The organism is Telluria sp. LT2P34 (assembly GCF_059685915.1).
Genome location: NZ_JCASIN010000003.1, coordinates 226,591 through 239,952 on the forward strand (window position 1 = coordinate 226,591; position 13,362 = coordinate 239,952).

Consider the following 13,362-nt stretch of genomic DNA (forward strand, 5'->3'; position numbering starts at 1 on the left):
CTGTCAGTCCGCTTCCGAGGTGTACGAATAGGTACGCTTGCGCTTGGAGCTGATGGTTGGCCGGATGATTTGCGGGGCGATCGCCACGCTGACGCCGGCCTTGATGTCCGAGCCCTTCTGGACGGCGCCGATCACCACCGTGGTGGCCTGGTTGCCGACCATGACGCCGCTCGCCAGCACCGGTGACGGCGGCAGGCCGCCCCCGACGAAGGGCGAAGAGCGCTCGCCGCCGCAAGACCCTGCCGTATTGATCGCGCCGGCGGCGTTGAGCAGGTTGACCCAGTAGCCGCGCGCCTCACCCAGGCTGGTGGCGCAGGTGCCGGCCTTCGGGTCGATCGGGCGGTTGGTGCTGAAAGTGACCATGCCGCTCGCGATCAGGGCCGAAGTCACGACCTGTTCGCCGGTGCCGTTCTGGTTCAGGTTCATGAACCAGCCCTTGAGCTCGTTGTTCGGCAGCACGCGCGGCGTATCGCAGGCGTTCTGGGTGGTGTAGTCGGCCAGCGTGTCGAGGTCCTGGGCCGCCGAAGACACGGCTGCCAGGTCGTCCTTGACCACATAGAAGCGGTTTACCACGCTTGCGTAGGGATAGTGCGAAAGCAGTGGGTGCTCGCGGTCGCCGCTGCCCAGGGCCACGAAGACCTTGCCCTGCGCCGCCAGCAGGGCCGGCGCGAACAGGAACTTGCGCCCGCCGCCGGCGGTGCCCGCCACCTTCTTGCTGGTCCAAGCCTCTGGCGCCAGGGCTGCACGGGTCGACGGGCCGTTGACGAAGTCGATGCGGTACAGGTTGCCGCCGGTGTCGGCGGCGTACGCGTAGTCGGGCATCGAATCGTTGTCGATGTCGACCATCGACACGTCGGCCGCAACCGCCCGCTCGGTCTGGAACGAGCGGATGACCGTGCCGCTATCGGCGTCGAGCACATACACCACGCCGCCCTTGCCGGCGCTGCAGTTCGGGGTCTTGGTATCGGCATCCTCGCAGCGGTCGTAGCCGCCGCCCACCACCAGCACCGGCTTGCTCGTGGAATAGCCCTTGATGAAGGCGACGCTCGGGGTCGCCCAAGTCTGGCCGATGCCGCTCATGCCCACTGTGCACCCGGTGTCGTTGTTCAGGTTCGGGCAGCCCGCCTTCCACTTGAAGACCGGCGTGGCGGGGGTGCTGACATCGAGTGCATAGATCATGCGGCCGCCGCGGCGCATGGTCGGGTAGATCCAGACGACCGAGCTGTCGGCGTTCTGGTAGATGCCGGTCGAGCCGTCGAAGAAATAATCCTTGGGCGTAGGCGCCGGGCTGATACCGTCCGGCAGGCCGGGATAGGCCACCAGCGGCGAGTTGCTCTTCAGGCGCGACAGGCGCGGGAAGAATTCCGGCGCCACGAAAGCCCAGCGCTCGACACCGGTGTTCGCATTCAAGGCGCGGAAAGTGCCGTCGTTGGCGCCGTAGAATACAGTCACGTCGCTTGTCGTCGCACCGCTTTTGGCATAGTTCACCGGCAGCGGGCGCGAATGGATGACGTCGCCATGGATCGAGGGGCGGGTGGTGCCGGGGCCGCCTTTTTCCTTGGTCGGGTTGACGTCTTCTCCGCGGATGAACTTGACCAGGTTGGTGTCCATGAAGGCACCTGCCAATGCAAAGTCGACCAGGGCGCCGGTGGCCTGGGTGGCGCCGCCGGCATGGGTGTACATGTTGCGATTGACGTTGTTCAGGCTATAGGTGCCGCCGGCGACGTTACCCTGGCGCAGCACCTGGGCGGCGCCGCCTCGTTCGACGAAGGGACCGTCCGGCGCATCGGAATGCGGGTTGTTCTTGTCGCACAGGCTGGCAAGGTCGGGCGCATCACCTACGTCGTCCCAGTAGTCCCTGCTGTCGCTCGTCCAGTAACTTCTGGCGCACGGCGTGATGAAGCCGGTCACCTTGTTCGTGGCGGGCTTGTCAGGGTCGCCAATCACATCGCCAAGGTCGAGGCCCGTTGGCGTCTTGATCAGCTGATAGCGCTTGAGGTTGCCGAACCAGCGCGGTTTGGCGTTGCCATCCGGCCGGAACATGCCGATGAAAACCTGGTTCTCGTTCTGGGAACGGTTGGTGGCGTTGACCGGCAGGCTGGTCGAGGCGAAGCTGGAATTGTCGGCCTGGATCTCGATCAGGATCTCGTTCAGGGCCGCGACGATCGCATTTTCGTTCTTCGCCGCGAAGTACTTGCCGCCGCCGGCATCGGCCATGCTCAGCAGCAGCGAGGTGTGCTCGGCGTTCGGCTGGGCGTTGTGGACGTCGATGGTATAGGTGGTCACCGAGGGGCGGATCGTGCTGCCGGGGACCGGAACGCCGCGGTCGTGCAGCAAGCGCGCCCACTCGTCGGCGTTGCGCGGCCCGGTATCGGTGCTGAAACTGCCGGTCGGGACGTTGGTGACGAAGGTGTCGGTCGCCACCACGCTGTACTGGCTGGTGCCGGCGACGGTACACACGCCCTCGGCGCTGGCTGCGGCCGGGCCGATCGTGCAGCCGTCGGTGTAGCCGCTGCAGACGTTCGCAAATTCGGCCCGGCCGGCGGCGGCCGTCGCGGCATCCTTGTAGCAGGCCGAGGTGGTGCCGATCGTGGTCGGGGTGCTGACTGCCTTGCTGGAGAAATTCGGCAGGCCCAGCTGGGCCGCGGTCTTGCCGTTCAAGGCGTTGAGCAGTTGCGTGTTGGCGGGGGTGTCGCTCGACGGACCGCTCGAATTCGGGTTGCCGATGAAGATCACGTAGCTCTTGCCGCAGGTGTTGTCGGCGGTGAGCGGCGAGGCGAACTTGCCGTATTTCGTCGTGTAGCCGCCCGCGTCGGCTTTACTCGCCAGGGTCGCCGCCGGCGAATACGAATTGGCGCCGGCAAAATAGTTGTACACGTCGTACATCAGGTTGCCGTAGGGCGTGCCCGAGCTGCGCTTTTCGTCCGGGCTGTTGATGTTGTCGTGGATTGCCGTCAACTGCGCGGCAAAGCGGCTCCGGTTGGGTTCGAGGCTTGTTTCGACCATGGGCCGCACCGCATAGCGGATGAAGCCGCCGTCGTCGTTGTTGTTGCCGCCGGTGACGTATTCCATCAGGCCCACGTTCACGCTGCCGGACAGTTTGCTGACGACCGTCTTGATCGCATTCACCTCGGCCTGGCCCTGGCTCGCGCCCGGCCATTTCTGGTTCTGGCGCGACCAGTTCGAGGTGTTGTCGAGCACGATCAGGATGCGCGGATTGATCTTGGCGCCGGCCGACGCGCCGGTGAAGATGTCGATGTCCTCGGCGCCGGCAAACAGAGGGGCGGCGGCCAGGGCTGCCGCAAGCGCGCCCGCGACGGTTTTGATGACGGTGCTGCGGCCGAAGGTGCGGCAGAAAGCGCTGCGGTTCATGATGGAATCTTTCACGTGGTAGGGCAGTTATTCGTGACATCGTCGCGCGCGACGCGCACCGCAACGCCCTGGGTGACTTCGACTTTGGCCTCGGTTTCGACGTCGGTGGCGACGGCGGCGATTTCCCAGACGCTGTCGGCGCAGGCCGAATTGCCGTCGACGGCGCCGACGACGCCGAAATTCTGGCTGCTGCCCATGCTGCAGCTGGCGTCTTCGGTTTCGGCCATGTTGAGCGCCGTGTTGCGAATCAGCGGGGCCACGACGCAGCGCGGTTTCTTCGCGATCGCCACCTTGACGTCGGTCTTGCCGTCGCCATTGGTGTCGACGCAGCGCTGGTTCGGCACGTCGCCGCAGGGTTTTTCCAGGATGTTTGCCGGGGTGGTGAAGAAGCGCGTATTGCTGATGGTTTCCTCGATCACCTCGCGCGCTGCAGCTGTGGCCTCGTTACGCTGCTGCATGTTCGAGACGATCTGCAGGTTGGACTTGCCGAGGTTGAAGCTGGTCAGGGCCACGAGGGTCAGCAGCACCAGCATGATCAGCGCCGTGATCAGGGTGACGCCGGCCTGGCGGCGTGGGTCACGTTTTGTGGACATGCTCATGGCAGTCTCCTTCCGGCCGGGTTGGGCAGCGTGACGAGCGACTGGAACACGTGGCGCTTGTATTGGTCGTTGGTCGCGGCAACCTCGTTGCTGTTGCCGTTCGCCTTGCGGCCCAGCACATAGATCTTCTTGTCGACGTGGCCGGGGGTGGCGAGGGCGTTGCGCGCCAGGACGTGCAGCTTGACCGCCACCGCGCCGCCCCAGTTGGCCACCGCGCAGGCGGGCAGCACGCAGCCGGCGGCGGCGGCCGGGTCGGCCGTGCCGAGGTCGGCCACGCCATCGCCGCGGCCGGCCGGGGCCAGGTCCAGGCCATATTCGAGCTGCAGGTTCTCGATGCCTTCGGCCAGCGGCACGACCGTCCAGGTGGGGGCCGCGCCGTCGCTGCCGAGTTCGGCGCGCTTGAGGGTCGGGATGCCGTCGCCGGCCAGGTTGTTGTTAGCGACAAAATAGATATGGGTGCGGTAGCGGCGTACTGCCGCCAGCGTGGTATCGCACTTGCGGCCGCGCCGCGTCAGCCCCGTCGTACCGAGCGTCAGCGCATAGAAATTGGCGCTGTCGGCCGAATTGAGCTCGCTCACGTCGTTGCACAGCGAGGCCTGGAAAAACGGGCCGCCGGCGGACTGGGGAGCGCAGCCGGGCTCGCCAGCGATGCAGCCGGCGGTGCGGCGCACCACCAGCACGTCGGTGCCGGCGCGCACGTCGGCCAGGCAATCGAGCCCGGCGGCGGTGTCGTCGAGGCCCTGGACCGGCAGCGCCAGGCCGGCCTTGAGATCGTCGATATTCGCGGCGCAGGGCGGCGGCAACGCAGCCGGCGCGCTCAGGACCGTGGGGTTGAACTCGGCGTAAAAACCCGCGTTGCGCAGGTCGGCCGACAGCAGGTCGATCGCGTAACGGCCGTTCTCGACCTGGCGATGGGCCTTTTCGATCTCGGCCTGGGCCTGGGTGTTCTTGACGAACATGGTCGACAGGCCGGCCAGCAGGATCAGGCCGATCGCCACCGCGATCAGGAGTTCGACGAGGGAAAAGCCCTGATGCCGGCGGCGCGGGCAAGAAGTAGGTGTCATGGTTATCCTCAGACGCAGGCAGGCAGGCCGACCGCGACCCGGGCCGAGATGGTGCGGCGGTTGGTGTCGAGGCCGTACATGTCCTTGGCGCAGGCATGCGCGGGCGCGCGCGTGGCGTGCAGGCCCTGCCAGGACACGCTGACCAGGTAGATCGCCGGCCGGCAGACGCCGGCGGCCAGGTTCTGCAACTGCACCTGGGTGACGCAGCCGCGCGCGCCTTCCATGGCGCCGCCGAGGACGCCGTCGCGCGTCTCGGCCGCACCCTTCAGGGCCGCGCTCCACTCGCACATGTCGCGCGCGCTGCCGGCTGCCGCCAGGTTGCAGTTGGCGCCGATGCTGTTGCCGGTGCCGAGCGGCGTGTCGGTGACGTAACTGGCGGCGTTGGCCGTATTGCCGCTCAGGCGAGACTGCATGTCCTGCAGCAGTACGGCGGCCTGGGCGCGCTGGTAGGACTCGATCGAGCCGACCTGGGCCTTGCTCTGGAAGGCGGCCAGCCCGAGCAAACCGAACGCGAGCACGACCATCGTGACCAGGACTTCGACCAGGCTGACGCCGCGCTGGCGGCCAGGGAGGAGGGAGAGGGGAGCGTTCATGGCGTCAGCAGCTTGCCTTGGTCTGGTTCGGGCGCCCGGACAGGTCGACCCGGACGCAGCGGTGTTGCTCATTGCCGCTGAGCGCGATATCGAAGGCCGGCTGGCCGCCGTCCTTGACGCGCCCGTTCGGCAGGTAGACCACGCTGTTCGGGCCGGCGACGGTGGCGCCGATCACGGCCGGGTGGTCTTCCAGCTTGCGGCCGGCGGTGCCGGCGGCGACGATGCTCCAGCCGCTCTGCCACTGGCGCGCGGTCACCGGCGCCAGGGTCACCTCGGCATTGCGCTTGAGCGCTTCGCTGCGCGCGCGCGACAGCGCCGCATGCAGTTCGCTGCTGACGCTGCGCGAGCGCATCGAGGCGGCCATCGAGGAATACGCGGGCGTGCCCAGCGCGGCAAGGGTGCCGACGATGGCCACCACCGCCAGCAGCTCGGGCATGGTGAAGCCCTGCATGCGCGCCTTGACGGCTGCCATGGCGGACGCGCTTACCATTTGGCCGCCGGGGTGCGGGCGCCCGCGCTGTTGATCGACAGGTCGCCGTCGGTGACCTGGGTGCCGCCCACGACCGGCTTGGCGAGTATCGTGAACGAGGACGGCGGCCCATCCTTGACGTCGAAGGTGATCGTGTATTTCGCGGCCACGGCGGCGGGCGTCGTTTTTCCCAGGTCGGTCATGCTGGCGGCATAGCTGCGCGAGTCGGCCATGTACTGGCTTTGCGCCTGCGCCAGTTCCATCAGGTACACCTGGGCCGCCGTGCGGTGGGTCTTGACCAGGTACTTGCCGTAGGACGGGTAGGCGATCGCGGACAGGATGCCGATGATCGCCACCACGACAAGCAGTTCGATCAGGGTAAAGCCGGCGCCGGCGGGGCTTCTTCGCGCCTGGAATCGGCCAGTGGCAGGGAGCAGAGGTGGGAACATGGCGTTGCCTCGGGTTGAATAATGTTTCCTAGTATAAACAAGTAACCTGTCGTTTCGCTGAAAGTTTCCTGACGGAATGCTGACAGCGTGGCGTGATTGCACAGCCCGCCCTGGTGCCGCGGCATAAACTGTTCACACAATCAGGGGGAGAGCCGGTAAAATCGAGGGTTTTGCAAGGACCCACCGCTTTGGCCGAGACTATGGACACCGATACCGCAGCACCCATTTCAGCATCGCTTCCCGAATCGACCGACAGCGACACGGCGGGCAAGACCGCGGCAACGATCGCGGGCGAAGTTGCGCGCCGCCGCACCTTCGGCATCATTTCCCACCCGGACGCCGGTAAAACCACGCTGACCGAGAAGCTGCTGCTGTTCTCGGGCGCGATCCAGCTCGCCGGTACCGTCAAGGGCCGCAAGAGCGGGCGCCACGCCACGTCCGACTGGATGGACATCGAGAAGCAGCGCGGCATTTCGGTCGCCTCTTCGGTCATGCAGTTCGAGTTCCGCGACCACGTGATCAACCTGCTCGACACCCCCGGCCACCAGGACTTCTCGGAAGACACCTACCGCGTGCTGACGGCGGTCGACTCGGCGCTGATGGTGATCGACGCCGCCAAGGGCGTGGAAACGCAGACGATCAAGCTGCTCGACGTCTGCCGCATGAGGAATACCCCGATCGTCACCTTCATGAACAAGCTCGACCGCGAAACGCGCGACCCGCTCGAGCTGCTCGACGAACTCGAATCGGTGCTGAAGATCGAATGCGCGCCGGTGACCTGGCCGATCGGCATGGGCAAGAACTTCCGCGGCGTGTACCACCTGCTGAACGACGAGATCATGCTGTTCAAGGCGGGCGAAGAAAAAGCCGACGGCGCCTTCGAGATCCTGAAGGGCATCGACAATCCGAAGCTGGCCCAGATGTTCCCGCTCGAGATCGAGCAGCTGAAGATGGAAGTGGAGCTGGTGCACGGCGCCTCGCACCCCTTCGACCTCGAGCGCTTCCTGGCCGGCATCCAGACGCCGGTGTTCTTCGGCTCGGCGATCAACAACTTCGGCGTGCGCGAAATCCTGTCGGCGCTGGTCGACTGGGCGCCGGGCCCGCGCGAACGCGACGCCACCGTGCGTGCCGTGACCCCGGCCGAGCCGAAGTTCACCGGTTTCGTCTTCAAGATCCAGGCCAACATGGACCCGGCCCACCGCGACCGCATCGCTTTCCTGCGCGTGTGCTCGGGACGCTTCGAAAAGGGCATGAAGGTCAAGCACCTGCGCCTGAACCGGGAAGTGAAACTGTCGTCGGTGGTGACCTTCATGGCTTCCTCGCGCGAGCAGGTGGAAGAAGCCTTTGCCGGCGACATCATCGGCCTGCCGAACCACGGCAACATGCAGATCGGCGACAGCTTCTCGGAAGGCGAGATGCTGACCTTCACCGGCATCCCGTACTTCGCGCCGGACCTGTTCCGCACGGTGCGCATCCGCAATCCGCTGAAGATGAAGCAGCTGCACAAGGGCTTGCAGCAGCTGGGCGAGGAGGGCGCGGTGCAGGTCTTCAAGCCGGTGCTGGGTTCCGACCTGATCCTGGGCGCCGTCGGGGTGCTGCAGTTCGAGGTGGTGGCCAGCCGCCTGTTGAACGAGTACGGCGTGGACGCCGTCTTCGAAGGTTCCAGCATCAGCAGCGCGCGCTGGGTGTCCTCCGACGACAAGAAGTCGCTGGCCGACTTCGAAACGCAGCTGGGCCACAACGTGGCGTATGACGCGGCCGGCAACCTGGCCTACCTGGCCACCTCGGGCGTGAACCTGCGCCTGACCCAGGAACGCTGGCCGAAGCTGACCTTCCACGCGACGCGCGAGCACGCGGCGAAGCTGGCGTAAGCTGGCGGGTGGAAAAAGAACGGCCGGCGTGATGCCGGCCGTTTTGCATTGCAGGCTGAACAATGCCTCCGCACCCTGTCTTGAATTTTTTACCTTCCGGGTGGTGTTGACATTGCTCAATGGCAGAGCCAGGTCGATCGCCTACATTGGTCAAATGCATTAAGGAAATATCGCGCATTTGACATGGAGGCTGAGATGCTGTCCCGCCTGAAAATCGGTCCGAAGTTATTGCTGGCGCCCGCCGTCGTGCTGCTGCTGCTGGTCTTCCTGTCCTGCGGGGCCTGGTATGCGATGGTGCGCCAGAACGCCTCGCTGGAAGACATCGTCGGCCAGCGCGCGTCCCACACGCGCGCTGCGAGCGAGCTGGTGTTTACGGCCCAGCGCGGCCATGCCGGGGTCTACCAGCTGCATACCTGGATCGGCGGCAGTTTTCCGAAAAGCCGCATCGCACCGCTGATCCGCGACATCCACAGCCAGCACGCGCTGACCGCATCGGGCCTGAAGCGCCTGGCCGCCATGACCCCGGCCGGCGGCGCCGAACGCCGTTACGTCGAACAGGCCGCGGCCGCGCATGCGGTCTACGTGCAGGCCGTGCGCGACGTCCTCGAGATCGCGCGCGACGACCAGTCGATCAGCGCCAACGCCATGAGCCGCGCCGACACCGCGTTTGCCGTCGTGGCCCAGCGCCTGCACGCGCTGTCCCAGCTCGAGCAGACCCTGGCGCAGCAGGCGTCGGACAACGCGGCCGCGGACTTTCGCACGATGGCCTGGCTGATGCCGGGCGTGATCGCGCTGGCCGTCGCCGTCTCCCTGGCCATCAGCATGGCCGTGCGGCGCGCGCTGCTGGCGGAAATCCGCGGCATCGGCGCGGCCGCCATCGACCTGGCCAGCGGCGACCTGACGGTCAAGGACCGCGTCTACGGCAACGACGAAATCGCGGAAACCTCGCGCGCCCTGAACGCCAGCATCCGCAACCTGAACCTGACCCTGCGCACCATCCTCGAATCGGCGCGTTCGATCGGCACGGCTTCGCGCGACCTCGCGCTCGGCAACCTGAACCTCACCACGCGCGCGTCCTTCCGCGCCAGCTCGCTGGAGCAAACGGCGTCGTCGATGCAGGAACTGGCCGCCACCGTCCACCAGACCGCCGACAGCGCGCAGGCGGCGAACCGGCTGGCCGAGTCGGCTTCGAACGTGGCCCAGCAGGGCGAGAACGTGGTCGACCGGCTGGTGACGACGATGGAATCGGTCAAGGGCAGCGCGCGCCGGGTCGGCGACATCGGCGCCCGGATCGACGCCATCGCCAATGAAACCGGGACGCTGGCGCTGAACGCGGCGCTGGAAGCGGCGCGAGTGGGCGAGGGCGGACGGGAAGGTGGACGGGAATTCGCCCTGGTCGCGGCCGAAGTGCGCTCGCTGGCGCTGCGTACCGGCGCCGCGGCGCGCGAGATCCGCGAGCTCGTCGCCGGTCAGGTGGCGGAAATCGAAGGCGGCACCGCCTGCGCCGCGCAGGCCGGCAGCAGCATGGCGACGATCGCCATGTCGGTGCAGCAGGTCGGCGACATCATCAACCAGATCAGTTCGGCGAATGCAGAGCAGGCCAGCGGCCTGCTCGACGTGAACCAGGCGATCGTGCAGATGGACCAGGTGACCCAGCGTAATTCGTCGCTGGTGGAAGACGCGGCCGCCTCTGCCCGCACCCTGCAGATGCAGGCCCTGAACCTGTCGCGCGCGGTGGCGGCCTTCCGGCTCGACGAAGCGGTGCAGGCGGCGCCGACCCCGGCGGCGCCCGATCCGAGCATCGGCGCGGTACGCGACGGCAGCGGCACCCCGCCGCCGGGCATGCGCGAGCGGCGGCGTACGCCAAGGCCGCATTTGCGGCTGGCGTCGAGGCGGGATTGATTCTCGACTTGTCAGCGTCTTAAGGCGTGGACTCCCGAGTCCACGCCGTCGAGCCGCTGGCCAAGGGCAGAAACGACAGCGGCGGCGCAGGGGATAGCCCCCACGCCGCCGCCAACTTCACCAGCTAACAATTATTCGTAATCGCTGATCGGCGCGCATCCACAGAACAGGTTGCGGTCGCCATACACGTTGTCCGCACGGCCCACCGGCGGCCAGTACTTCTTCTTGCGCAGCGAGGCCACCGGGAAGGCGGCCACTTCGCGCGAATAGGTGTGCTGCCAGTCGTCGGCGGTCACAACTTCGGCCGTGTGCGGGGCGCCCTTGAGCGGGTTGTCCATCTTGTCGTATTCGCCGCGCTCGACCTTCACGATCTCGGCGTGGATCGTGATCATCGCTTCGATGAAGCGGTCGATCTCGATCTTCGACTCGGACTCGGTCGGCTCGATCATCAGCGTGCCCGGCACCGGGAAGCTCATGGTCGGGGCGTGGAAGCCGAAGTCCATCAGGCGCTTGGCGACGTCCTCGTTGCTGATGCCGGTCTTGTCCTGCAGCGGACGCAGGTCGATGATGCACTCGTGCGCGACCAGGCCGTCGTGGCCGGTATACAGCACCGGGTAGTGCGGCGCCAGGCGGCGGGCGATGTAGTTCGCGTTCAGGATCGCCGTCTCGGTGGCATTCGTCAGCCCTTCGCCGCCCATCATCGCGATGTACATCCACGAGATCGGCAGGATCGAGGCCGAGCCGTAGGCCGCCGCGCTGACCGCGCCGATGCCGTTCTCGTCGCGGACATAGCCGGTCGAGAGCTGGTTCGGCAGGAAAGGCGCGAGGTGGGCGCCGACGCCGATCGGGCCGACGCCCGGTCCGCCGCCGCCGTGCGGGATGCAGAAGGTCTTGTGCAGGTTCAGGTGGCTGACGTCGCCGCCGAAGGCGCCCGGCGCGGCCACGCCGACCAGCGCATTCATGTTGGCGCCGTCGATATACACCTGGCCGCCATGCGCATGGACGATCTCGCACAATTCCTGAATGCCTTCTTCGAACACGCCGTGGGTCGATGGGTAGGTGACCATCACGCAGGCCAGGTTGGCGCTGTGCTGCTCGGCCTTCTTTTTCAGGTCGGCCAGGTCGACGTTGCCGTTCTCGTCGCAGGCCGTCACCACGACCTGCATGCCGACCATGTTGGCCGACGCCGGGTTGGTGCCGTGCGCCGAGGACGGGATCAGGCAAATGTTGCGGTGGCCTTCGCCGCGCGACTGGTGGTATTTCTGGATCACGAGCAGGCCCGCGTATTCGCCCTGCGAACCGGCGTTCGGCTGCAGCGAAATGGCGGCATAGCCGGTGACGGCGCACAGCATGGCTTCGAGCTGGCCGATCATCTGGCGGTAGCCGACGGTCTGGTCGTCGGGTGCGAACGGGTGGATGTTCGAGAACTCGGGCCAGGTGACCGGGATCATTTCCGAGGTCGAGTTCAGCTTCATGGTGCAGGACCCGAGCGGGATCATGGTGCGGTCCAGCGCCAGGTCCTTGTCGGCCAGCGAGCGCAGGTAGCGCAGCATCTCGTGCTCGGCGTGGTAGCGGTTGAAGGTCGGGTGGGTCAGGAAAGCGCTCGTGCGGGCCAGCGCTTGGGGGAAGGCGTCGACGGCGTCGCGGTCCATGCCGTCCAGGTCGAGGGAGCCGGCATCGCCGCCGAAGATCGATAACAGCAGGGACAGGTCTTCGCGGGTGGTGGTTTCGTCCAGCGACAGGCCGACGTGCCGGTCGTCGACGCGGCGCAGGTTCACGCCCTGGGCATTGGCCGCGGCGTGCAGCTCGGCGGTGCGGTCGGTGGCGACCGTCAGCGTATCGAAATACGTGCTGTTGGCCAGCTTGAAGCCCATCTGCTGCAGGCCGCCTGCCAGGATGCCGGTCATGCGGTGCACGCGGCGCGCGATGCGGGTCAAGCCCTGCGGGCCGTGGTAGACCGCATACATGCCGGCCATCACGGCCAGCAGCACCTGCGCGGTGCAGATGTTCGAGGTCGCCTTTTCGCGGCGGATGTGCTGCTCGCGCGTCTGCAGCGCCAGGCGCAGGGCCTGGTTGCCCTGGGCGTCGACCGACACGCCGACCAGGCGCCCGGCCATCGAGCGCTTGAATTCGTCGCGGGTGGCCAGGTAGCCGGCATGCGGGCCGCCGAAACCGAGCGGCACGCCGAAGCGCTGGCTGTTACCGACGACCACGTCCGCGCCCCATTCGCCCGGCGGGGTGAGCAGGGTCAGGGCCAGCAGGTCGGCGCAGGCGATCACCATGGCGCCGGCTGCGTGCAGCTTTTCGCAGGCGCCGCGGTAGTCGCGCACGTCGCCGTTCGCGCCCGGATACTGGACCAGCACGCCGAAGCAGGTCTCTTCCAGGTTCTCGATCTCGTTCGCATCGATCGTGCGCACTTCGACGCCGATCGGCTCGGCGCGGGTGCGGATCACTTCCAGGGTCTGCGGCAGCACGTCGTCGGCGACGTAAAACACTTTCGAGGCCGACTTGCCGACGCGCTGGACCAGGGTCATCGCTTCGGCGGCGGCGGTGGCTTCGTCGAGCATCGACGAGTTGGCGATGCCCATGCCGGTCATGTCGGTGATCATGTGCTGGAAGTTCAGGATCGCTTCTAGGCGGCCCTGCGAAATCTCGGGCTGATAGGGCGTGTAGGCGGTGTACCAGGCCGGGTTTTCGAAGATGTTGCGCAGGATGACGCCCGGGGTGTGGGTGCCGTAATAGCCCTGGCCAATGACCGACTTCATCACCTTGTTCTGCGCCGCGATGGCTTTCAGCCTGGCGAGCGCAGCCTCTTCCGGCAGCGGCTCGAAGAATTCGCCCAGGTCGAGCTTGTCCTTGCGGCGGATGTTGGCGGGGACGACCGCGTCGATCAGCGCGGCGCGCGACGGGTAGCCGAGGGTCGCGAGCATCGCCGCTTCTTCGGATTCCGAAGGGCCGATGTGGCGCGGGATGAAGGAATCGCGTGCTTCGAGTTGGGTGAGGCTGGTGCGGGTCATGGTGGTGGCCAAAAAGAGGGACGGTA

The 13,362-nt window shown here is 66.7% G+C and carries 9 protein-coding genes; 2 read left to right on the forward strand and 7 right to left on the reverse strand.

Features of this window, described 5'->3' with window-relative positions:
* Positions 1-3: 3 nt before the first annotated feature.
* Genes AC56KZ_RS11685 through AC56KZ_RS11710 form a run of 6 tightly spaced genes read right to left on the reverse strand, consistent with a single transcriptional unit; the run spans position 4 to position 6,546 of the window.
* Entirely contained in the window at positions 4-3,372 is a 3,369-nt protein-coding gene (locus AC56KZ_RS11685) for a pilus assembly protein (RefSeq protein ID WP_497162328.1), read from the reverse strand.
* Between the two features lie 11 nt (positions 3,373-3,383).
* A complete protein-coding gene (locus AC56KZ_RS11690; RefSeq protein WP_497162329.1) occupies positions 3,384-3,971 on the reverse strand; it encodes a hypothetical protein in 588 nt (195 codons plus the stop codon).
* Entirely contained in the window at positions 3,968-5,035 is a 1,068-nt protein-coding gene (locus AC56KZ_RS11695) for a PilW family protein (protein ID WP_497162330.1), read from the reverse strand. The genes AC56KZ_RS11690 and AC56KZ_RS11695 overlap by 4 nt, the downstream gene beginning before the upstream one ends.
* A gap of 8 nt (positions 5,036-5,043) precedes the next feature.
* Positions 5,044-5,628, reverse strand: coding sequence for a type IV pilus modification PilV family protein (locus AC56KZ_RS11700; protein WP_497162331.1), 585 nt, complete (start codon positions 5,626-5,628; stop codon positions 5,044-5,046).
* Positions 5,629-5,632: 4 nt separating this feature from the next.
* Positions 5,633-6,100: a GspH/FimT family pseudopilin gene (locus AC56KZ_RS11705; protein WP_497162332.1), complete on the reverse strand. Its 468-nt coding sequence runs from the start codon at positions 6,098-6,100 to the stop codon at positions 5,633-5,635.
* Positions 6,101-6,111: 11 nt separating this feature from the next.
* Positions 6,112-6,546, reverse strand: a complete 435-nt coding sequence (locus AC56KZ_RS11710; RefSeq protein WP_497162333.1) for a type IV pilin protein — start codon at positions 6,544-6,546, stop codon at positions 6,112-6,114.
* A 200-nt stretch (positions 6,547-6,746) separates the two neighbouring features.
* Here AC56KZ_RS11710 and AC56KZ_RS11715 point away from each other — a divergent pair, with 200 nt between their 5' ends.
* Both AC56KZ_RS11715 and AC56KZ_RS11720 read left to right on the forward strand, forming a co-directional pair.
* Complete coding sequence (locus tag AC56KZ_RS11715) at positions 6,747-8,417, forward strand: peptide chain release factor 3 (RefSeq protein WP_497162334.1); 1,671 nt, start codon at positions 6,747-6,749, stop codon at positions 8,415-8,417.
* Positions 8,418-8,612: 195 nt separating this feature from the next.
* Positions 8,613-10,319 carry a methyl-accepting chemotaxis protein gene (locus AC56KZ_RS11720; protein ID WP_497162335.1) on the forward strand — a complete coding sequence of 569 codons (1,707 nt, stop codon included), beginning with the start codon at positions 8,613-8,615 and terminating at the stop codon, positions 10,317-10,319.
* Between the two features lie 131 nt (positions 10,320-10,450).
* Here AC56KZ_RS11720 and gcvP read toward each other — a convergent pair whose 3' ends face one another.
* Positions 10,451-13,336 (reverse strand): aminomethyl-transferring glycine dehydrogenase, encoded by a 2,886-nt coding sequence (gcvP, locus tag AC56KZ_RS11725; protein ID WP_497162336.1) that lies wholly within the window; start codon positions 13,334-13,336, stop codon positions 10,451-10,453.
* Between the last annotated feature and the right edge of the window lie 26 nt (positions 13,337-13,362).

Bases quoted from the DNA above. Each gene is read 5' to 3' on its own strand.
- AC56KZ_RS11685 (WP_497162328.1), bottom strand. From the start codon at position 3,372: ATGAACCGCAGCGCTTTCTGCCGCACCTTCGGCCGCAGCACCGTCATC.
- AC56KZ_RS11690 (WP_497162329.1), bottom strand. From the start codon at position 3,971: ATGAGCATGTCCACAAAACGTGACCCACGCCGCCAGGCCGGCGTCACC.
- AC56KZ_RS11695 (WP_497162330.1), bottom strand. From the start codon at position 5,035: ATGACACCTACTTCTTGCCCGCGCCGCCGGCATCAGGGCTTTTCCCTC.
- AC56KZ_RS11700 (WP_497162331.1), bottom strand. From the start codon at position 5,628: ATGAACGCTCCCCTCTCCCTCCTCCCTGGCCGCCAGCGCGGCGTCAGC.
- AC56KZ_RS11705 (WP_497162332.1), bottom strand. From the start codon at position 6,100: ATGGCAGCCGTCAAGGCGCGCATGCAGGGCTTCACCATGCCCGAGCTG.
- AC56KZ_RS11710 (WP_497162333.1), bottom strand. From the start codon at position 6,546: ATGTTCCCACCTCTGCTCCCTGCCACTGGCCGATTCCAGGCGCGAAGA.
- AC56KZ_RS11715 (WP_497162334.1), top strand. From the start codon at position 6,747: ATGGACACCGATACCGCAGCACCCATTTCAGCATCGCTTCCCGAATCG.
- AC56KZ_RS11720 (WP_497162335.1), top strand. From the start codon at position 8,613: ATGCTGTCCCGCCTGAAAATCGGTCCGAAGTTATTGCTGGCGCCCGCC.
- gcvP (WP_497162336.1), bottom strand. From the start codon at position 13,336: ATGACCCGCACCAGCCTCACCCAACTCGAAGCACGCGATTCCTTCATC.